This window comes from Tropicimonas sp. IMCC6043, assembly GCF_004146235.1.
In the GTDB taxonomy this organism is placed as follows: Bacteria; Pseudomonadota; Alphaproteobacteria; order Rhodobacterales; family Rhodobacteraceae; genus Tropicimonas.
Genome location: NZ_SELO01000012.1, coordinates 33,902 through 52,636 on the forward strand (window position 1 = coordinate 33,902; position 18,735 = coordinate 52,636).

The window sequence follows — 18,735 nt, forward strand, 5'->3', positions numbered from 1 at the left end:
GACATTTCCTTTTGCCCGAGACCCGGTATGGTTTGCCCAAGGTGGCAAGGGAGCCTTCCGCGCGCAATGCATCTCGATGTGCTGGAGCTGAGAAACTTCTACTACAGGACCAAGCTGGGCCGGGTAGCGCAGCGGGTGATCCGCGACCGGATGGTGGAATTCTGGCCACCGGAGGAGGCGCGCGGGCGAACGGTGGCGGGATTCGGCTTCCCGGTGCCGCTGCTCCGGCCGTATCTCGGCCATGCCCGCCGGGTCATCGCACTGATGCCGGGGCCGCAGGGAGTCATGCCCTGGCCCTCCGGCCAGCCGAATATCTCAGTCCTCTGCGAGGAAATGCTCTGGCCGCTCGACACCGGTTCGGTCGACCTCTTGGTGCTGCTCCACGGGCTCGACACCTCGGGCCACCCTACCGAGGTGCTGTCCGAATGCCTCCGCGTGCTCGGTCCGGGCGGCAAGGCGCTCTTCATCGTTCCCAACCGGTCCGGCCTCTGGGCGCGACGCGACGCGACGCCGTTCGGCTACGGCCGTCCCTATTCTTCCGGCCAGCTCGAATCACAGCTCCTGATGCATGGCTTCCAGCCGGAGCGCCACACCGCCGCTCTGTTCGGTCCGCCCTCGGAAAAGCGCTTCTGGCTGCGCTCCTCGGGCGTGTGGGAGCGCTTTGGGCGGCAGGCCTTCACGTCGCTCGCCGGCGGCGTCTTTCTCGCCGAGGCGACCAAGCTTGCGCAGACACCGGGCGGCTCGGCGGTCAAGGACATGGTCCGAGACCCGCTGCGCGTTCTCGATGCCGTGAACGCGCCCTCCGGTCCGGAGCCAGCGTGATTCCCGTCGGTTATCGAAGGAGGGGTGATTCTGTCGCGCCCCTGCCTGCGGCCGGTAGACCGGGCCGGACGCGGCCCGCGGCGTCCCGCCCAGGCCGGTCTGCGTGATTCCCGCGATAAGCTGACGCTAGGTAATGTCGCAGGTGCAATGCGGCGGCGCAGCATTGCATTGTATGCAGTTGCACACAGAAATTATCTTCTTTGGGCGCTAACGTTCGCTTCAGCCCTATGAATATGAGAGCAAGCAGTAGATTTCTCCGGTTTGCGCCCGTATTTTGGAGCGATATCGGGCCTTCCAAGAGAGTTGCGGGGGTCTGACGGGTCTGTTACACGGCTCTTCGATTTGAGGGGGGAACGCAGTTTTCCGCCCGGGACACCTTGCGTCCGGGGGCACTCGCCCGGATGCGACAAAGCAAGAGGGATGGACGTGGCAGAGACGGCTTCGATTTCCTCCACCATTGCCAAACGCTACGCGCTGGCGATGTTCGAACTGGCCAGGGACGAGGGCAAATTCGCCGCGCTCGAGGCCGACACCGACACGCTGTTGGCGGCGCTCGAATCCTCCGACGACTTCAAGGCGATGATCGCCTCGCCGGTCTATTCCCGCGACGAGCAGGCCGCTGCCATCACCGCGTTGGCGGACGCGATGTCGCTCGACGGCACGACGAAGAACGCGCTGGCGCTGATGGCCTCCAAGCGTCGTCTTTTCGTGCTGCCGCAGCTGCTGGCCGCGCTGCGCGCGATGATCGCCGAAGAAAAGGGCGAAATCGCCGCCGAAATCACCTCCGCCGCCACGCTGAGCGACGCGCAGGCCGCGGCACTCACCGAGATGTTGAAATCCCGTTTCGGCAAGGAAATCAAGCTGAACACCACCGTCGATGAGAGACTCATCGGCGGACTAATTGTCCAGGTGGGCTCGAAGATGATCGACACGTCGGTCCGCGCGCGTCTCGCCAGTCTCCAGAATGCTATGAAAGAGGTCGGGTAATGGCACTGCAAGCTGCGGAAATTTCCGCAATCCTCAAGGACCAGATCAAGAACTTTGGCCAGGAAGCCGAGGTCGCCGAAATCGGCCAGGTGCTCTCCGTTGGCGACGGCATCGCCCGCGTGCACGGGCTCGACAACATCCAGGCCGGCGAGATGGTCGAATTCCCCGGCGGCATCCGCGGCATGGCCCTGAACCTCGAGGTCGACAATGTCGGCGTCGTGATCTTCGGCTCTGACCGCGACATCAAGGAAGGCGACACCGTCAAGCGCACCAAGTCGATCGTGGACGTGCCGGTGGGCGACGCGATGCTCGGCCGCGTGGTCGACGCTCTCGGTATGCCGATCGACGGTAAAGGCCCGATCGAGGCCGCCGAACGCCGCGTCGCCGACGTCAAGGCACCGGGCATCATCCCGCGTAAATCGGTGCACGAACCGATGGCGACCGGCCTGAAATCGGTCGACGCGATGATCCCGATCGGTCGTGGCCAGCGGGAGCTGATCATCGGCGACCGTCAGACCGGCAAGACCGCCGTGGCGCTCGACACCATCCTGAACCAGAAGAGTTACAACGAGGCCGCGGGCGACGACGAGGGCAAGAAGCTCTACTGCATCTATGTCGCCATCGGTCAGAAGCGCTCGACCGTGGCGCAGTTGGTCAAGAAGCTCGAGGAATCGGGCGCGATCGAATACACCACGATCGTTGCCGCCACCGCTTCCGACCCCGCGCCGATGCAGTATCTCGCTCCCTATTCGGCCTGTGCCATGGCCGAGTATTACCGCGACAATGGCCGCCACGCGCTGATCATCTATGACGACCTCTCCAAGCAGGCCGTATCCTATCGCCAGATGTCGCTTCTGTTGCGCCGCCCGCCGGGGCGCGAAGCCTATCCGGGTGACGTCTTCTACCTGCACTCGCGCCTGCTCGAGCGTGCCGCGAAGCTCAACGAGGATCACGGTTCCGGCTCGTTGACCGCGCTGCCGATCATCGAGACCCAGGGCGGCGACGTCTCGGCCTTTATCCCGACCAACGTGATTTCGATCACCGACGGCCAGATCTTCCTTGAGACCGAACTCTTCTACCAGGGTATCCGCCCGGCTGTGAACACCGGCCTCTCGGTCTCCCGCGTGGGCTCCTCGGCCCAGACAAACGCGATGAAGTCGGTCGCCGGTCCGGTCAAGCTCGAGCTCGCGCAGTATCGCGAGATGGCGGCCTTCGCGCAGTTCGGCTCCGACCTCGACGCCGCGACCCAGCAGCTGCTGAACCGCGGCGCGCGGCTCACCGAGCTGATGAAGCAGCCGCAATACTCGCCGCTGACCAATGCCGAGATAGTCGTCGTGATCTATGCCGGCGTGAACGGCTTCCTCGACAAGATCCCGGTGAAGGACGTCAGCCGGTTCGAGAAGGGCCTGCTGAACTTCGTCCGCTCCAAGCATGCGGATCTTCTCGACTGGATCACCAAGGAAGATCCGAAGGTGAAGGGTGACGCGTCCGACCGTATCAAGGCCGTGGTGGAAGAATACGCCAAGGGCTTCGCGTAAGCGAGGAGTGGTAGATGCCCAGCCTTAAGGACCTCAAAAACCGGATCGACAGCGTCAAGTCGACGCGAAAGATCACGAAGGCCATGCAGATGGTGGCCGCCGCGAAACTGCGGCGGGCGCAGGACGCGGCCGAGAACGCGCGGCCCTATGCCGAGCGCATGGAGGCCGTGATGAGCGGCCTCGCCGCTTCGGTCGGCGACAGCGACAACGCGCCCCGGCTGATCGCCGGGACGGGCAGCGACCAGGTGCAGATGCTGGTCGTGATGACCTCGGAACGCGGCCTTTGCGGTGGCTTCAACTCCTCGATCGTGAAGGCGGCGCGGCTGAAGATCCAGGAACTGCAGGCCGCCGGCAAGACGGTGAAGATCATCACCATCGGCAAGAAGGGCCGCGAGCAGCTCAAGCGGGACTATGCCAACCTCTTCGTCGCCCATATCGACATGAGCGACGTCAAGAAGGTCGGCTATGACGATGCCGCGGGGATCGCCCAGTCGCTGATGGATCGTTTCGCAGATGGCGAATTCGACGTCTGCACGATCTTCTTCAACCGTTTCGTTTCGGTGATCAGCCAGGAACCGACGGTCAAGCAGATCATCCCGGCGGTGTTCGATGCCCCCGACGCGGAGGCGGAAGCCAGCGCCGCGGCGCCCTACGATTACGAACCGAGCGAGGAGGGTGTGTTGGCCGACCTGCTGCCGCGCAGCATCTCGACCCAGATCTTCACCGCCTTCCTCGAGAACGCGGCCTCCGAAGAGGGCGCGCGGATGACCGCGATGGACAACGCCACGCGCAACGCGGGCGAGATGATCGAAAAGCTGACCATCGAGTTCAACCGCTCGCGTCAGGCGGCGATCACCAACGAGCTCATCGAAATCATTTCGGGCGCCGAGGCTCTATGAAAATGGCTCGCCCCCCATATAATGTCGTTGTTGCGCATCCGACTATCTCAGCGGCCGGAAACTGGATCGACGATTTCGTCGAAGACAGCAGCTTCACGTTTAAAAAGGTGGAGCCGTTTAAAGCGACTTCATCTCTCTTCCGTCGTTGGATAGGCCGGCTGGGAATGGGGTGGCGTGCGTATCATAACAGTCCGGACGTAGTGGTTGCCAATTTCCCGCATCTTGCATTGAGTGTGGCGTTTTGGAAGATGGTAATGTTCCGGCGCACGAAAATTGTAGCTTGGTCCTATAACATACCACCTTTGGATAGCCGCATTAAGAGATTTGTGATCGCATTTCTCTCGAGGCGAATTGACTTGATGGTGCCCCATTCGCGCGTTGAAACTGAGATTTATTCGAGTTTCTACGGTATACCACGGCACAAATTGGTTTTTGTTCCGTTTCAAAGAGGGCGGCTTCCCGAAGCAGAACCTTTCGAACCGGTCGAGAAACCTTATTTGATTGCCATGGGTTCGATGTCGCGAGACTATCGTACTCTTGCGGACGCAATGCGGGGAAGTGATTTGAAGCTTCTTCTGATCGCGGATCAGCATGCACTTAAAGGCGTCAGATTGCCGCCGAACGTGGGGCTTCGAAACGGTATATCGTACGTCGAGTGCTGTGCTCTGACCAAAAGTGCAGAGGCAATGGTTTTGCCTATCGCGTCGAAAAACACGGCATCTGGACACATCACATTATTGACGGCGATGATGCTTGGTGTTCCGGTCATCGCAACAAGATGTGACAGCATAGCCGACTATGTCACGGACGGGGATACGGCGTTGACGGTTCCGCCCGAAGATCCTGTAGCGCTTCGTGACGCCATGGAAAGAGTTGCTGAAGATCCCGAGTTGCGTGCCGGTCTTGCGCAACGCGCCCATAGCGCATGGAAAACTCGATACTCGGATGAGGCGGCAGGACGCAACCTCGCAAAGGTTCTGCATCTTGCGCTGAATGGTTCGGGTGAGGCGCTGGCGGACTTTGTTCCAGAGGGTTACTGACAAACTGTCCCACCCGTTAGCTTTATATACTCAAACACTAGACGGAAGGAAGATCGAATGCCAAAAGGCAGAGTGACCCAGGTCCTCGGCGCCGTGGTCGACGTCCACTTCGACGGCGAACTGCCCGAAATCCTGAACGCCCTTGAAACCGAAAACAATGGCAAGCGCCTCGTCCTCGAGGTCGCCCAGCACCTTGGCGAGCACACGGTCCGCACCGTCGCGATGGACGCCACCGAAGGTTTGGTCCGCGGCGCCGAAGTGACCGACACCGAGGGGCCGATCACCATGCCCGTCGGCAAGGCGACCCTCGGCCGGATCCTCAACGTGATCGGCGAGCCGGTCGACGAGAAGGGCCCGGTCGACACAGAGACCCACCGTGCCATTCACCAGGAAGCGCCGAAATTCGCCGACCAGGCGACGGAATCCGAGATCCTGGTTACCGGCATCAAGGTCGTCGACCTCCTCGCCCCCTACGCCAAGGGCGGCAAGATCGGCCTCTTCGGCGGCGCGGGCGTCGGCAAGACGGTTCTGATCATGGAACTGATCAACAACATCGCCAAGGTGCACTCCGGTGTGTCCGTGTTCGCCGGTGTCGGTGAGCGGACCCGGGAAGGCAACGACCTCTACCACGAGATGATCGAATCGGGCGTTATCACCCCGGACAATCTCGAGGATTCCAAGATCGCTCTGGTCTACGGCCAGATGAACGAGCCGCCGGGAGCCCGTATGCGGATCGCCCTGTCCGGCCTGACCCTGGCTGAGCAGTTCCGAGACGAGACCGGCGCCGACGTGCTGTTCTTCGTCGACAACATCTTCCGCTTCACCCAGGCCGGGTCCGAGGTGTCGGCGCTTCTGGGCCGGATTCCCTCGGCGGTGGGTTACCAGCCGACGCTCGCCACCGACATGGGCGCGATGCAGGAACGCATCACCTCCACCAAGTCCGGTTCGATCACGTCCGTGCAGGCTGTCTACGTTCCCGCGGACGACCTGACCGACCCCGCTCCGGCGACCTCCTTTGCGCACCTCGACGCCACCACGGTGCTGTCGCGCGCGATCTCCGAACTCGGCATCTACCCGGCCGTGGACCCGCTCGATTCAACCTCGCGCCTGATGGACCCCGCCGTGATCGGCGAGGAGCACTACCAGGTCGCGCGGGACGTGCAGGGGATCCTCCAGCGCTACAAGTCGCTTCAGGACATCATCGCCATCCTCGGCATGGACGAGCTTTCTGAAGAGGACAAGCTGGTCGTGGCCCGCGCCCGGAAGATCCAGCGCTTCCTGAGCCAGCCCTTCGACGTAGCGCAGGTCTTTACCGGTTTCCCGGGTGTGCAGGTGCCGCTCGAAAAGACCATCGCCTCCTTCAAGGCCGTGGTTGCCGGCGAATACGATCACCTGCCGGAAGCCGCCTTCTACATGGTCGGCGATATCGAAGAAGCCGTTGCCAAGGCCGAGAAGATGGCCTCGGCCGCCGCGTAAGGAGGGCCTATGGCCAACACGATGCAGTTCGACCTGGTTAGCCCGGAGAAGCGGCTCGCGTCGCTCGAGGCCACCCAGGTCCAGATTCCGGCCGCCGAGGGCGACATGACGGCGATGCCGGACCACGCGCCCGTCATCACCACATTGCGTCCGGGCCTTGTCAAGGTCACCGGCGCTGACGGGAGCGAGACCAGCTTTGCCGTCACCGGCGGTTTCGTCGAGATCAATGCCGAGGCAACGTCGGTGCTCGCCGAACACGCCGCCGCCGGCGATGCTGACAGCCGGGCGGCGCTGGAGGGTTTCCTCGAGGATGCCCGCAAGCGCGCGACCGAGGCGGAGGGCGACCACAAGGACGTTGTGGAGAAATTCGTCGCGGATCTCGAGCAGCTCCTCGAGGACATGGTCTGAGCCGGTCCACCCGAGCCGAAACATTGAAAACCCCGCGCCGGTCCGACGCGGGGTTTTTCGTCAGCGGGCTGCCTTTGTGCAGTTGATCTCCGCGCGACGCTGCACGGAGACATTCTTGAGGAAGGCAAGTCCGTCGGAGTTCGGAGCTAGACTGGCTACGACCAATTGGCTTCATGTTGCAGGGCATCCGCCGGATGGAACCCGCACCAGTAGCAGATGGTCGCCAATGCAAATGCACGCCGGTCCCGTCCGAAGCGGACTTCTGAATATATGTCACGCGCCTCGTCGGTCGGGCGCGGCTGTGATGGTGCCGGACCGAGGCGCGCAATGAGCTCAGCAAGTTCTGCCTGAATGTTCCGTATCATTCCTTGGTTCTTCAAATCTTTTCCGTTCTTGGTTCGAAGGCACGGAATCGGTTCCGTGCCGGTACTTCAGTTTCATGATTAGGTTGGGCTGGTATCCATCAGATCCGCCGGAAATCGATCCGGGTCGGGGATCGTGGATGTTCGGGCCCGCCGGCACCTCGGCCGGCGTGGCCCGTCATTCGTCACCGTCTGAATCGCGAGCCGCACGTGAATGACACGCTGGACGCAAATACATTGGCGGCGGGGCGCCCTGCTGCAGTACTCCGAAAACCCGTTCTCGAAGGAGCAGCTTATGCGGAACGGCGCCTGAAAAGCGCCGTCGGCAGATCAGGCGAGAGCGAGATTCGCTGCGGATTCCCGGCCATCGCGGCCAGATTCCACGTCGAACGTGACCTTTTGGCCGTCTTCGAGGCCGGTCAGTCCCGCGCGCTCTACGGCGCTGATGTGAACGAATACGTCGCGTTTTCCGCCTTCGGGCTCGATAAAGCCAAAGCCTTTGGTCGAGTTAAACCATTTCACGGTGCCATTAGCCATCGTGTCGTCTCCTAACATAGATGTTGCCCGCGTACATGCGGCAACCCGGCTCAGTCAGATCAAGTCGATACTGAAGCCGTGTTAGGGAGCCAGTGGTCAAAGAGATAACGTCGCCTCAAAACTATGGGGCCTTTCAGTCGCCGGCACAAGGGCTGCTTTCAACAAGATTGAAAGATGGTGTCCGTGTCGTTGAAGTCGCTCGCTTCTCTGGACCGGGAATGCCTCCACCACACTACCTCCGGTGCGAGACAAGCGCGCATCCGACTTCTCCGCAAGCCCGGTCATTGACGGCGCTGCACGCCGCAACGGCACTATTTCATTACGATTCACAACCGATGTCAGCCTGCTACGCAGCGGTGCGGGTTTGCTGTCTTCGGAAGTCGGCGCGAGACCGCCCGTGTCAGAGGTCGCCTACGCAGGTCCTTTTGCCATCCCGGCGGCTTCCTCGAACTCGTCAGCCGCCGCAACCGTGTTCCGATCGTTCAGCAGGTCGCGGGCAATGCCCGGTGCAATGGTGAAGCAGTCCTGGCCCTGCCGCGCGAGCAGAGCCATCTGCCGCGTATCGCGGAGCGACGCGACGAGGATGCGCGTCTTGCCGCCCGCGAGTTCGCCGATGGCGCGCATCTGCTCCAGCGCGTCATAGGCCGGCAGTCCCATTTCCAGCATCCGGCCAAAATAGGGTGCGATGTACTCCGCGCCGAGAGCCGAGGCGACGAACATCTGTTTTGCGCTGTAGCAGGCGGTCATCAGGATCGGTCCGCCGAGGGTCTTGATGCCGGGCATCGCCCGGATGGCAGGCTCGGTAAGCGGGACCTTGATGACGACGCGTAGCCCGGCCCGCCGGCCTTGCTCATAGCGTTCGCCGGCCCAGTCGGCGAAGCCCTCGACAGGTCCGACCACCTGACAATGCAGCTCCTTCGCGCCGAGATCCGTGGCCTGTCGCATCAGCGCCGGCCAGTCGATTTCCGGATAGGCGAGTCCGGCCCTGTGGGCGAGGAGCGGGTTGGTCGTGATGCCGTGGAAGAGGCCGGTCGGCATGAGTTCCTTCCACTCCCGGACGTCCGCGGTGTCGAGATAGAGATCCATGATGGGGAGAGCCTTTCATTGCAGCGCAGCGTCGAGTTCGGCGCGGCTGGGCGGATTGCATCCGGCCCGGCCGCAATTTATCGCGGCGGCGGTGGACGCACAATGCAACAGCGCGGTCAACTGGTCGCGGGTCAGCCTTTCGAGCGCCGCGGGGCCGAGCGCGTCCTGCGCGGCGAGGCCGGCGAGAAGCGTTGCGGTGAAGGTGTCGCCGGCGCCGACGGTGTCGACCAGGTCACTGACCGGCGTCGCCGGCAGATCGAGCCGCATCTCTCCCATCAGGGCGGTGCACCCCACATCCCCCCGGGTCAGAACGATCAGCCGGGCCGACGTTTGCCCACGAAGCGTCGCCAGCGCGTCCTCCTGCGCGGACTCGGGGAAAAGCGCCGCGAGATCCTCGTCGCTGAGCTTGACGAGATGAGAAGTTGTCAGCATCCGCCGGATGCGCGCCCTGTAGCCATCCACATCGGAGATCACGGACAGCCGCACGTTCGGATCGAGTGAGACCAGCCGTCCGGCCGCGAAGCTCTCCGCGCAGATTTCCTCCCAGGCCGTCGCATCTGCACCGTCGGTCAGGGTCAGCGAGCCCGTGTGAAGCGCCTTGGCGCCCGCGGGAAGGCGCGCGCGGAGGAACGCCGTAGACACCATCCGCTCCGCCGTTCCGCTGCGCTCGAAACTGTAGCTCGGATGCCCGTGGCTCACGGTGACGCGCGCCATTGTGGTCGGCTCGGGCCTCCGCCCGCCTGTGAGAACGACACCCGAGGCCTCGAGCTTATCGGCCAGCATGTCTCCCCAGGTGTCGGTCGAGATCGGCGAGACGTAATGCACGTCGACGCCCTGTCGTCCGAGCGCCATGGCCACGTTGAAGGGCGAGCCGCCGGGATGGGCCGTGGCCTTGCCGTCCTGTGTCACGTAGTCGATCAGGTTTTCGCCGCCGACGGCAAGGAAACTCTCGATACTCATGTTGCCTCACGAACAATTCGCCGTATGACCTCCGGCGTCGCGGATCCGGGTGTGACGCCCATCTGCGCGTCTCGCGGTCCGTCAATCCACGCCGTGCTGTGTCGTGCAGGCGCGCTCGTAAATCCGGAGCACTTCCTGCACGGCGTTCACAAGGATCTGCTCCGCGTCGCCACCGGTCGGGGCCGCCGGAACGTACTGGTGGAGAACCGGATCGGGAATCTCACGCCCGGACAGCCGTTCCATCAGATCGCGCAGGGCGGCCTGCGCCTGCGGGCGCGGCCAGTAGTAGCGGATCCGGTCGGAATAGCTGAAATGGCGTTGCAGCCACAGATCCGTTTCCGTGCCGTCGTAGTATTTTGACCAGTGCCCGGGCGCGGCGCGCATGACCTCGTCCATTGCCGTCATCAGCCCGCCCCTGGGCAGCGTCCCGTCGAGGACATCCGCCACAGCATCGAGCCCGTAGAGCGCTTCGCGCAGGGCGAAAGTCAGCCAAGGGCCGACCTTGAGGATCGCGAACCCGTCCCGGACCAGTGCGGAGAGCCCATCGCGCGTCTGGTAGTCGGTCGAATGGGCCTCGAAGACGAGGCCCGGCATCCCGCGGAGGCATGCCGAGAGGGCCTCCGCCGCCTTCGGCACGTAGTGGATCACGTCGGTATGACCAAACTCGACACCGGGCTGGACGACAAGCGCAATGACGCGAGCAAAGGCGTCCTGCAACCCGGCCGCGTCAAAGGCGGCGCGGTGAACCTCGTAGGTCTGCGCGGCGGCGTCGGGCGTGGTGACGGCGAGCTCGTCGAGCTCCTCGAGTGCTCCGCCCGGCACCGGGACCTCGGTGCCGATGACATAGACCGGATCGACCGCGCCGCGATGCGCCTCGGCCCGGGCGGCCAGGCGGGCGGCGCGGTCAGCCGTCTCCGCGTCAGGCAGTGCGACGGGTTCGCCCGCGCAACCCATGGAGCAGTCGAGATGGAGCTTGGTGAAGCCCGCCGCGGCGAAGGCGGCGATCATGACCTCTGCCTTCTCCATCGCTTCATCGGCCGGCAGGTCCTTCCAGGGGTTGGGTCCGAGATGGTCGCCGCCGAAGATGATGCGTTCCCGCGCCAGGCCGACCTTGTCTGCGATGCCCTCGACGAAGGTGCGGAAATCCTCCGGCGTCATTCCGGTATAGCCGCCGTCCTGGTTGACCTGGTTGCATGTCGCCTCAATCAGCGCAAGTCGGCCGGTCTCACAGGCGAGCCGCAGCGCGGCCTCGATGACGAGGGGATGCGCCGAGCAGACCGAAGTGATGCCGACCGGCCGGCCGGCATGAAAGGCGGCGGGAATGTCGAGGAGCGGGTGGGTCATGAAGTTCGCCTTTCCTGGCCTGCCACGAACGCGCGGAGTGCGTCGAGCGGCGTGGTGCCCTCCATCGGTCCGCGACGGGTCACCGCGAGCGCGCCTGCGGCGGCGGACAGCGGCAGCGCTTCGTCCAATCCGGCGCCTTGCAGCCAGAGCGCCGTGAAAGCGCCACCGAAACAGTCGCCGGCCCCGGTGGGATCGACTTCCTCGACCGTGAAGGCCGGAAAGAACGTGCTGCCGGCCGAATCATGGTGCCGAACGCCCTCGGCGCCGAGCTTGTGCACGACGGTCCCGATGCCGAGCCCGAGCAACTCGGCGACCGCGGCCTCCGCTTCGCCGGCCTCGGTGAGCAGGAACAATTCCTCGCCGGAGGGCAGGAAGAGATCCGTCATGCGCAGGATCTCCGCCATCGCGGCGCGCATGCCTGGCGCGTCGAGGATCTCCTTTCGCAGGTTCGGGTCGAAGGAGATCGAGCCGCCGCGCGCCTTGACATCACGGGCCGCGCGAAGATTGAGGGCCACGAAGTCCGGGCTTGAAAGCGACGAGCCCATGACGTGCAGATGACCGGCAGCGTCGAGAACTTTCCGCGCGGCCTCGGTGTCCGGAAGCACGCCGCAGGCGCTGTGACGGATGTTGAAGATGAAATCCCGCGATCCGTCGGCGCGGTAGCGCACGAAGGCGCTGCCGGTCGGTCGGTCCGGGTCGATTCCGATGCCCGATATGTCGACACCGTCCACGGCGAGCCGGTCGAGGTTCAGCCGACCGAAATCGTCGTCACCGACGGTCGAGATGACGGTACTGGGCTGTCCCATCCTGGCGACCTGGTCCGCGAAGATTGCCGGTGCGCCCGAAGGGTAGGGGCCCGTCAGAGCGATGGGCCCGCGAAATCCCTCGCCGATCGTGTCGGCCATGATCTCGACGAGGACTTCCCCGATGACGGCGATTGGTTTCATTGCATCCTCCGCTGCCGGCGTCCCGCCGGCCCCGCGACCCGGTACATCCGGAGCGGTGAAACCCGATGCGGGCGGGAGCAACAACTTCTTGACGGTTGGCACTCCGCGACCTTACTGTCAATAAAAAAATATCTCGCGTAAAGTTTTTACTTGGTGCGGTAGACCTTCTACGGCCACCAACCACCAAGGGCCGCGGGAAAAGATCACGGGTGGAGAAAGATGTCCGGGCGCAAAATCAGGACGATGGAAGAATTCGCCGAAGCGATTGGCATCTCGCGCCCAACCGTCTCCAAATATTTCAATGATCCGGAGAGTGTACGCAAGACGACTCGCGCCAAGATCGAGAGCGCGCTGAAGGAGCACCAGTACCAGCCGAACATTTTCGCAATCAACCAGAATCGCAAGCTGACCAAATGCATAGGGATCCTCGTGCCATATCTCGCGGACCCGTTCTTCGCCGAGATGGTCCGGTTGATGGAGAGACGCTGCATCGACGCGGGATTCTGGCCGATTCTGTTCAGCGCGCATGGCGAACAGGAGCTCGAGAACAAGGCTCTTGCGACCTTGCTGTCGCTGCGGCCGACCGGAGCGCTGCTCGCTCCGCTGGGGAGGGCCTCGGATCTCGAGGTGATCGAGCGCTTCACCCGTGACGTGCCGACCGTGATCTTCGACAGCAACGTGCCGCTCGGCGAAGCCTTTGTCGGATCGAACAATTTTCAGAGCATCCCGATGATGGTAGACTATCTCTGCCGGACCGGAGAGCCGCCCTGCTTCTTCGAGATGCCTCCAGTCAACCCGAATGCGAACAAGCGGCGTGACGCCTATATCATGGCCATGGAAAAGCTCGGCCACGATCCGAAAGTGATTCGGGTCGAGGGGAGAGGCTGGGACTTCGAGCAGATCGGCCTCGATGAGGGCGGACGTCTTCTTGACGAGCGGACGCTGCCATCCGACACGATCCTCTGCAGCAATGACCGGCTTGCCATCGGCTTCATCGCCGCGGCCTTCGAGCGGGGATTGCGCGTTGGTCACGGGCAGGGATGCGCGCTGCGCGTGGCCGGCCACGACGACCATCCCTGGTCGCGCTTCACGACGCCGCCATTGACCACGGTCTCGCAGGATTACACGTCCATCGTCAGAAAGAGCGTGGCGACCCTGTTCGACCTCGTGGAAGGCGGCAAGCGCGGCGGAGAGCGTCCGGAGATCCTTTTCGACGGGAAGCTGATCCTGCGCTCGTCAGCGTAAAGATTTCGCCGCGCCGCAGCAAAAATTTACGTGAGTAAAATTTTTGGTTGACTCCTCGTTGGTGCGGGTCTTAGCTAACAACACTGCTTTACGCAGACCTATGGGAGGAAAATCGAATGAACTTGAGAGGCGCACTCTGCGCAGCCACTGCACTTGTGTCGGTCGCGGCCACCGCTGCGATGTCGGAAGAAATCACCATCGCAACGGTGAACAACGCCGACATGATCGTCATGCAGAAACTTGCTCCGCAATGGGAAGAAGCGACGGGTAATACGATCAACTGGGTCGTGCTCGAAGAGAACGTCCTGCGTCAGCGGACGACCCAGGATATCGCAACGAACGGCGGTTCGTTCGACATCATCTTCATCGGCGCCTACGAGGCTCCGATCTGGGGCGCCAATGGATGGCTGACTCCTCTGGACGACTTCGCCGATGATGCGGACTACGATCTCGAGGACATCTTCCAGCTGGTGCGGAACGGCCTGTCCGCGGATGGTCACCTCTACGCCGTGCCGCTCTACTCGGAAACGTCGTTCACTTTCTATCGGACGGACCTCTTCGAGAAGGCCGGCATCGAGGCGCCGACCGAGCAGATCCTGTACGATCCCGACTTCATGGAGATGGCTGCCAAGCTGCACGATCCGGAGAATGGCATCTACGGCACCTGCCAGCGCGGCAAGGCCGGCTGGGGTGAAAACATGGCCTTCATCGGCCCGCTCGCCAACGCCTTCGGCGCCCGCTGGTTCGATATGGACTGGCAACCGCAGCTCGACAGCCCCGAGTGGAATGCCGCGATCACCTACTATGTCGACCTGATGACCAACTATGGCCCGCCGGGTGCGACCGCGAACGGCCATAATGAGAACCGCGCCCTGTTCAAGGACGGCAAGTGCGCAACCTGGGTGGACGCGACCTCGGCAGCCAACGACGTGCGCAACCCGAACACCTCGAGCGTTGCCGACGTAACGGACTTCTTCAAGGCGCCGATGCAGGTGACCTCGAACGGCACCGGCTGGTTCTGGTCCTGGGCTCTCGCCATTCCGGCGAGTTCTCAGAAGATCGACGTCGCGAAGGACTTCCTGAAGTGGGGCACCTCGAAGGAATACTTCGAGATGGTCGGCGAGACCGAAGGCTGGGTCGCCGTTCCGAGCGGAACCCGCGCGTCGGTTCATGACGATCCGAGACTCCTTGAAGCCGCGCCCTTCGCCGCGACGATCAAGGAAGCGATCCTCTCGGTCGACCCGGCGAACCCGACCAAGGATCCGGTTCCCTATACCGGCGTCCAGTTCGTTGCGATCCCCGAATTCCAGGGCATCGGCAACTATGTCGGTCAGCAAATCGCCGCGGCACTCGCAGGCCAGTCGAGCGTCGAGGATGCACTGGCCAACAGCCAGCAATTCGCGGTCCGCGAAATGACCAAGGCCGGTTACATCAAGTAACCTCCTCCCAGGGCGGGCCGGTCCGAAAGGGTCGGCCCGCTTTGTCAGACGCCACGTTTTTACTGTAGCTCGGCATCGAAGACTGTGCCCTCCGGCCCCTTGCCTTCAATGCTGCGCTCAAGGCTCTCCGGGAGATACCAATGGCAACCAAGGCTTCCCGCACCGCCGCCAGGATGATGATCTCGCCCTCCGTGATCCTTCTGCTCGGTTGGATGATCATTCCGCTTTCGATGACGATCTATTTTTCGTTCTTGCGGTACAATCTGATCACGCCGACAGGGAATCCCTTCGTGGGATGGGAAAACTACTACTGGTTCGTGACCGATCCGAGCTTCAAGGCGGCGATGATCAACACGCTGCTCCTGGTCGGAGGCATCCTGCTGATCACGGTTATCGGAGGTATCCTGCTCTCGCTGCTTCTGGACCGGCCGATGTTCGGCCAAGGCGTCATCCGCATCATGGTGATCGCACCTTTCTTCGTGATGCCGACCGTGTCGGCGCTCGTCTGGAAGAACATGTTCATGAATCCCGTCAACGGGATCTTCGGGCAGATGGCCACCGGGATGGGGTTCGAGCCGGTCGACTTCTTCGGGCAAATCCCGCTTCTTTCGATCATCTTCATCGCCAGCTGGCAATGGTTGCCATTCGCGACGCTGATCCTGTTCACCGCGATGCAGTCGCTCGATCAGGAACAGCTCGAAGCCGCCGAGATGGACGGTGCAAGCTGGTCGAGCCGGTTCTGGTTCATCATCCTGCCGCATCTGGCGCGCGCGATCACCGTCGTTATCCTGATCGAGACGATCTTTCTGCTCTCGGTCTTCGCCGAAATCCTGGTCACCACCAATGGCGGGCCGGGCACGGCGACAACGAACCTGACCTACCTCATCTATGTCTCGTCGCTGCTTCAGTTCGACGTGGGCATGGGAAGCGCCGGTGGCGTCATCGCCATCATCCTCGCCAACATCGTCGCCATCTTCCTGATGCGGATGATCGGCAAGAACCTCGACGCATAGGGAGGAGAGATCCATGGCACGCGCAGTTCCGCACAAGACCAAGGTCTTCAACACGGCCGTTGCAGGAACAATCGGCTTCCTGATGTTCTTTCCGATCCTCTGGATCCTCATCCTGTCCTTCAAGACGGAAGAAGACGCGATCCGGGCGCCGTTTCAGGTTCTGTTCAGCTCCGGCTGGACGATGGACAGCTTCGCCACGGTCCAGGAGCGGTCGGACTACTTCAAGCACTTCATGAACTCGGTCACGATCTCCCTCGGCTCCACCTTCCTGGGTCTGCTGATCGCCATCCCGGCCGCCTGGGCGATGGCCTTCGTGCCCGCCAAGCACACGAAGGACGTGCTGATGTGGATGCTGTCGACCAAGATGCTGCCGCCGGTGGGCGTCCTGGTGCCGATCTACCTGATCTTCCGGGATCTGGGATTGCTCGATACCCGTGTCGGACTGGTGTTCGTGCTGATGATGATGAACCTGCCGATCATCATCTGGATGCTCTACACCTATTTCCGGGAGATCCCCGGGGAAATCCTCGAGGCGGCACGAATGGACGGGGCGAGCCTGCGCGAGGAAGTCCTCTACGTGCTAACCCCGATGGCAGTGCCGGGCATTGCCTCGACGGTGCTGCTCAACATCATCCTGTCGTGGAACGAAGCCTTCTGGACGCTGAACCTGACAGCGGCCAAGGCGGCGCCGCTCACGGCGTTCATCGCCAGCTATTCGAGCCCTGAAGGCCTGTTCTACGCCAAACTGAGTGCGGCCTCGATAATGGCCATCGCACCGATCCTGATCATGGGCTGGTTCAGCCAGAAACAACTGGTCCGCGGCCTGACCTTCGGCGCCGTCAAGTAAGGGGAAGACCAATGGGACAAATCACTCTGAACAAGGTTCGCAAGTGCTTTGGAGAGGTCGAGGTCATTCCTCCGCTCGATCTCGAGATCAACGACGGCGAATTCGTGGTCTTCGTCGGCCCGTCGGGCTGCGGCAAGTCCACCCTGCTGCGGCTGATCGCCGGGCTCGAGGATGTCAGCGACGGAGAGATCCGGATCGACGGGGCGGAGGCGACCGACGTGCCGCCGGCCAAGCGCGGGCTCGCGATGGTCTTCCAGTCCTACGCGCTCTACCCGCATATGTCGGTGCGCAAGAACATCGCCTTCCCGCTCCGCATGGCCGGGCTCGACAAGGCCGCGCAGGACAAGAAGGTCGAGGAGGCGGCACGGGTTCTGAACCTCACTGACTACCTCGAGCGGAAGCCGGGCCAGCTCTCCGGCGGCCAGCGCCAGCGGGTCGCCATCGGTCGGGCAATCGTGCGGGAACCCGCGGCCTTCCTCTTCGACGAGCCGCTCTCGAACCTCGATGCCGCGCTGCGCGTGGGTATGCGGCTGGAGATCTCGGAACTGCACAAGCGCCTCGCGACGACGATGATCTACGTCACCCACGACCAGGTCGAGGCGATGACCATGGCCGACAAGATCGTTGTGCTTCGGGCCGGCAATATCGAGCAGGTGGGCTCGCCATTGGAGCTCTACCGCAATCCGCGCAACCTCTTCGTTGCCGGCTTCATCGGCTCGCCGAAGATGAATTTCGTCAACGGCCAGGAAGCAGCGAAGCACGATGCGCACACCATCGGAATCCGTCCCGAACATACGCAGGTTTCCACCGAAGGCGGAGACTGGCCCGGTGTCGTCGGCGTCTCCGAGCATCTGGGCTCTGACACCTTCTTCCATGTGACTTGCGAAGGATTTGCCGACCCGCTCACGGTGCGCGCCGGCGGCGAGGTCGATCTCCACTACGGTGACAAGGTGTTTCTGACACCGGACGCGGCGCATCTGCACCGCTTTGACAAGGAAGGACTACGGTTATGACGAAACGGCTCGACGGCAAGGTTGCCCTCGTTACCGGCGGCGCGCGCGGAATAGGCGCGGCGATTTGCGCGGCCTTTGTGGCCGAGGGCGCAAAGGTGGCGGTGGCGGATCTCCTTGCCAAGGATGCCGAAGAGACCGCCGCTGCGCTCGGAGAGAGCGCGATGGCGGTTGCAATGGACGTGACGGATCTCGACTCCATCGCCGCGGGTGTCGCCAAGGTCGAGGAGGCCTTCGGCGGAATCGACATCCTCGTCAACAATGCCGGCGTGTTTACCATGTCGACCATAGAGGAAATCACGCACGCGTCCTATCGCCAGCAATATGACGTCAATGTCGGCGGCACGATCTTTACCGCGCAAGCGGTGGTCCCGGGGATGAAGAAGCGCGGCGGCGGTTGCATCATCAACTTCTCCTCCCAGGCTGGCCGCCGGGGCGAGGCCAATGTGCTGCTCTATTGCTCGACCAAGGCAGCGGTGATTTCGATCACGCAATCGATGGCGCTTGAACTCGCGAAGGACGGCATTCGTGTGAATGCCATTGCGCCGGGCGTGATCGACACGCCGATGTGGGACGTTGTCGACGGGCTCTTCGCGAAATACGAGAACCGCCCGAAAGGCGAGAAGAAGCGCCTCGTCGGCGAGGCCGTGCCGCTTGGCTACATGGGCAGCCCGGAAGAGATCGCCGCCCCGTGCGTGTTCCTCGCCTCCGAGGACGCACGCTACGTGACAGCGCAGACGCTCAATGTCGACGGTGGCAACTGGATGAGTTGAGG

18 protein-coding genes are annotated in these 18,735 nt (G+C 62.8%); 13 read left to right on the forward strand and 5 right to left on the reverse strand.

What is annotated here, in order from left to right:
* Positions 1–66: 66 nt before the first annotated feature.
* From EU800_RS12800 to EU800_RS12830, 7 genes are all read left to right on the forward strand, one after another.
* Complete coding sequence (locus tag EU800_RS12800) at positions 67–822, forward strand: class I SAM-dependent methyltransferase (protein ID WP_129632916.1); 756 nt, start codon at positions 67–69, stop codon at positions 820–822.
* A 426-nt stretch (positions 823–1,248) separates the two neighbouring features.
* Entirely contained in the window at positions 1,249–1,809 is a 561-nt protein-coding gene (locus EU800_RS12805; RefSeq protein ID WP_165354654.1) for a F0F1 ATP synthase subunit delta, read from the forward strand.
* On the forward strand, positions 1,809–3,347 hold the full coding sequence (atpA, locus tag EU800_RS12810) for a F0F1 ATP synthase subunit alpha (protein ID WP_129632922.1): 1,539 nt from the start codon (positions 1,809–1,811) through the stop codon (positions 3,345–3,347). The genes EU800_RS12805 and atpA overlap by 1 nt, the downstream gene beginning before the upstream one ends.
* Positions 3,348–3,361: 14 nt before the next feature.
* Positions 3,362–4,246 carry a F0F1 ATP synthase subunit gamma gene (locus tag EU800_RS12815; protein ID WP_129632925.1) on the forward strand — a complete coding sequence of 295 codons (885 nt, stop codon included), beginning with the start codon at positions 3,362–3,364 and terminating at the stop codon, positions 4,244–4,246.
* A complete protein-coding gene (locus EU800_RS12820) occupies positions 4,243–5,286 on the forward strand; it encodes a glycosyltransferase family 4 protein (protein ID WP_129632928.1) in 1,044 nt (347 codons plus the stop codon). Before EU800_RS12815 ends, EU800_RS12820 begins: the two co-directional genes overlap by 4 nt.
* Positions 5,287–5,343: 57 nt before the next feature.
* Positions 5,344–6,762: a F0F1 ATP synthase subunit beta gene (gene atpD, locus EU800_RS12825; protein WP_129632931.1), complete on the forward strand. Its 1,419-nt coding sequence runs from the start codon at positions 5,344–5,346 to the stop codon at positions 6,760–6,762.
* Positions 6,763–6,771: 9 nt separating this feature from the next.
* Positions 6,772–7,170, forward strand: a complete 399-nt coding sequence (locus EU800_RS12830) for a F0F1 ATP synthase subunit epsilon (RefSeq protein WP_129632934.1) — start codon at positions 6,772–6,774, stop codon at positions 7,168–7,170.
* A 692-nt stretch (positions 7,171–7,862) separates the two neighbouring features.
* Here EU800_RS12830 and EU800_RS12835 read toward each other — a convergent pair.
* From EU800_RS12835 to EU800_RS12855, 5 genes are all read right to left on the reverse strand, one after another.
* A complete protein-coding gene (locus EU800_RS12835; RefSeq protein ID WP_129632937.1) occupies positions 7,863–8,069 on the reverse strand; it encodes a cold-shock protein in 207 nt (68 codons plus the stop codon).
* A 411-nt stretch (positions 8,070–8,480) separates the two neighbouring features.
* Positions 8,481–9,155, reverse strand: a complete 675-nt coding sequence (locus tag EU800_RS12840) for a transaldolase family protein (RefSeq protein WP_129632940.1) — start codon at positions 9,153–9,155, stop codon at positions 8,481–8,483.
* Between the two features lie 15 nt (positions 9,156–9,170).
* Positions 9,171–10,115 carry a carbohydrate kinase gene (locus tag EU800_RS12845; protein WP_129632943.1) on the reverse strand — a complete coding sequence of 315 codons (945 nt, stop codon included), beginning with the start codon at positions 10,113–10,115 and terminating at the stop codon, positions 9,171–9,173.
* Between the two features lie 81 nt (positions 10,116–10,196).
* A complete protein-coding gene (locus EU800_RS12850) occupies positions 10,197–11,459 on the reverse strand; it encodes a D-tagatose-bisphosphate aldolase, class II, non-catalytic subunit (protein WP_129632945.1) in 1,263 nt (420 codons plus the stop codon).
* The gene (locus EU800_RS12855; RefSeq protein ID WP_129632947.1) at positions 11,456–12,406 is read right to left on the reverse strand and encodes a sugar kinase; all 951 of its coding nucleotides are present in this window, start codon (positions 12,404–12,406) and stop codon (positions 11,456–11,458) included. Before EU800_RS12855 ends, EU800_RS12850 begins: the two co-directional genes overlap by 4 nt.
* 219 nt (positions 12,407–12,625) lie before the next feature.
* On the opposite strand from EU800_RS12855, the gene EU800_RS12860 reads away from it, so the two are divergent.
* From EU800_RS12860 to EU800_RS12885, 6 genes are all read left to right on the forward strand, one after another.
* Positions 12,626–13,651, forward strand: coding sequence for a LacI family DNA-binding transcriptional regulator (locus tag EU800_RS12860; RefSeq protein ID WP_129632949.1), 1,026 nt, complete (start codon positions 12,626–12,628; stop codon positions 13,649–13,651).
* 116 nt (positions 13,652–13,767) lie between these two features.
* A complete protein-coding gene (locus EU800_RS12865) occupies positions 13,768–15,090 on the forward strand; it encodes a sugar ABC transporter substrate-binding protein (RefSeq protein WP_129632951.1) in 1,323 nt (440 codons plus the stop codon).
* 140 nt (positions 15,091–15,230) lie between these two features.
* The gene (locus EU800_RS12870; protein WP_129632953.1) at positions 15,231–16,103 is read left to right on the forward strand and encodes a carbohydrate ABC transporter permease; all 873 of its coding nucleotides are present in this window, start codon (positions 15,231–15,233) and stop codon (positions 16,101–16,103) included.
* A gap of 13 nt (positions 16,104–16,116) precedes the next feature.
* Positions 16,117–16,950, forward strand: coding sequence for a carbohydrate ABC transporter permease (locus tag EU800_RS12875; protein ID WP_129632955.1), 834 nt, complete (start codon positions 16,117–16,119; stop codon positions 16,948–16,950).
* Between the two features lie 11 nt (positions 16,951–16,961).
* Positions 16,962–17,963, forward strand: a complete 1,002-nt coding sequence (locus tag EU800_RS12880) for an ABC transporter ATP-binding protein (RefSeq protein ID WP_129632957.1) — start codon at positions 16,962–16,964, stop codon at positions 17,961–17,963.
* On the forward strand, positions 17,960–18,733 hold the full coding sequence (locus EU800_RS12885; RefSeq protein ID WP_129632959.1) for an L-iditol 2-dehydrogenase: 774 nt from the start codon (positions 17,960–17,962) through the stop codon (positions 18,731–18,733). Before EU800_RS12880 ends, EU800_RS12885 begins: the two co-directional genes overlap by 4 nt.
* Positions 18,734–18,735: the final 2 nt, after the last annotated feature.

Bases quoted from the DNA above. Each gene is read 5' to 3' on its own strand.
- EU800_RS12815 (WP_129632925.1), top strand. From the start codon at position 3,362: ATGCCCAGCCTTAAGGACCTCAAAAACCGGATCGACAGCGTCAAGTCG.
- EU800_RS12880 (WP_129632957.1), top strand. From the start codon at position 16,962: ATGGGACAAATCACTCTGAACAAGGTTCGCAAGTGCTTTGGAGAGGTC.
- EU800_RS12845 (WP_129632943.1), bottom strand. From the start codon at position 10,115: ATGAGTATCGAGAGTTTCCTTGCCGTCGGCGGCGAAAACCTGATCGAC.
- EU800_RS12885 (WP_129632959.1), top strand. From the start codon at position 17,960: ATGACGAAACGGCTCGACGGCAAGGTTGCCCTCGTTACCGGCGGCGCG.
- EU800_RS12835 (WP_129632937.1), bottom strand. From the start codon at position 8,069: ATGGCTAATGGCACCGTGAAATGGTTTAACTCGACCAAAGGCTTTGGC.
- EU800_RS12870 (WP_129632953.1), top strand. From the start codon at position 15,231: ATGGCAACCAAGGCTTCCCGCACCGCCGCCAGGATGATGATCTCGCCC.
- EU800_RS12855 (WP_129632947.1), bottom strand. From the start codon at position 12,406: ATGAAACCAATCGCCGTCATCGGGGAAGTCCTCGTCGAGATCATGGCC.
- atpD (WP_129632931.1), top strand. From the start codon at position 5,344: ATGCCAAAAGGCAGAGTGACCCAGGTCCTCGGCGCCGTGGTCGACGTC.
- EU800_RS12865 (WP_129632951.1), top strand. From the start codon at position 13,768: ATGAACTTGAGAGGCGCACTCTGCGCAGCCACTGCACTTGTGTCGGTC.
- EU800_RS12820 (WP_129632928.1), top strand. From the start codon at position 4,243: ATGAAAATGGCTCGCCCCCCATATAATGTCGTTGTTGCGCATCCGACT.
- EU800_RS12830 (WP_129632934.1), top strand. From the start codon at position 6,772: ATGGCCAACACGATGCAGTTCGACCTGGTTAGCCCGGAGAAGCGGCTC.
- EU800_RS12800 (WP_129632916.1), top strand. From the start codon at position 67: ATGCATCTCGATGTGCTGGAGCTGAGAAACTTCTACTACAGGACCAAG.
- EU800_RS12850 (WP_129632945.1), bottom strand. From the start codon at position 11,459: ATGACCCACCCGCTCCTCGACATTCCCGCCGCCTTTCATGCCGGCCGG.
- atpA (WP_129632922.1), top strand. From the start codon at position 1,809: ATGGCACTGCAAGCTGCGGAAATTTCCGCAATCCTCAAGGACCAGATC.
- EU800_RS12875 (WP_129632955.1), top strand. From the start codon at position 16,117: ATGGCACGCGCAGTTCCGCACAAGACCAAGGTCTTCAACACGGCCGTT.
- EU800_RS12860 (WP_129632949.1), top strand. From the start codon at position 12,626: ATGTCCGGGCGCAAAATCAGGACGATGGAAGAATTCGCCGAAGCGATT.
- EU800_RS12840 (WP_129632940.1), bottom strand. From the start codon at position 9,155: ATGGATCTCTATCTCGACACCGCGGACGTCCGGGAGTGGAAGGAACTC.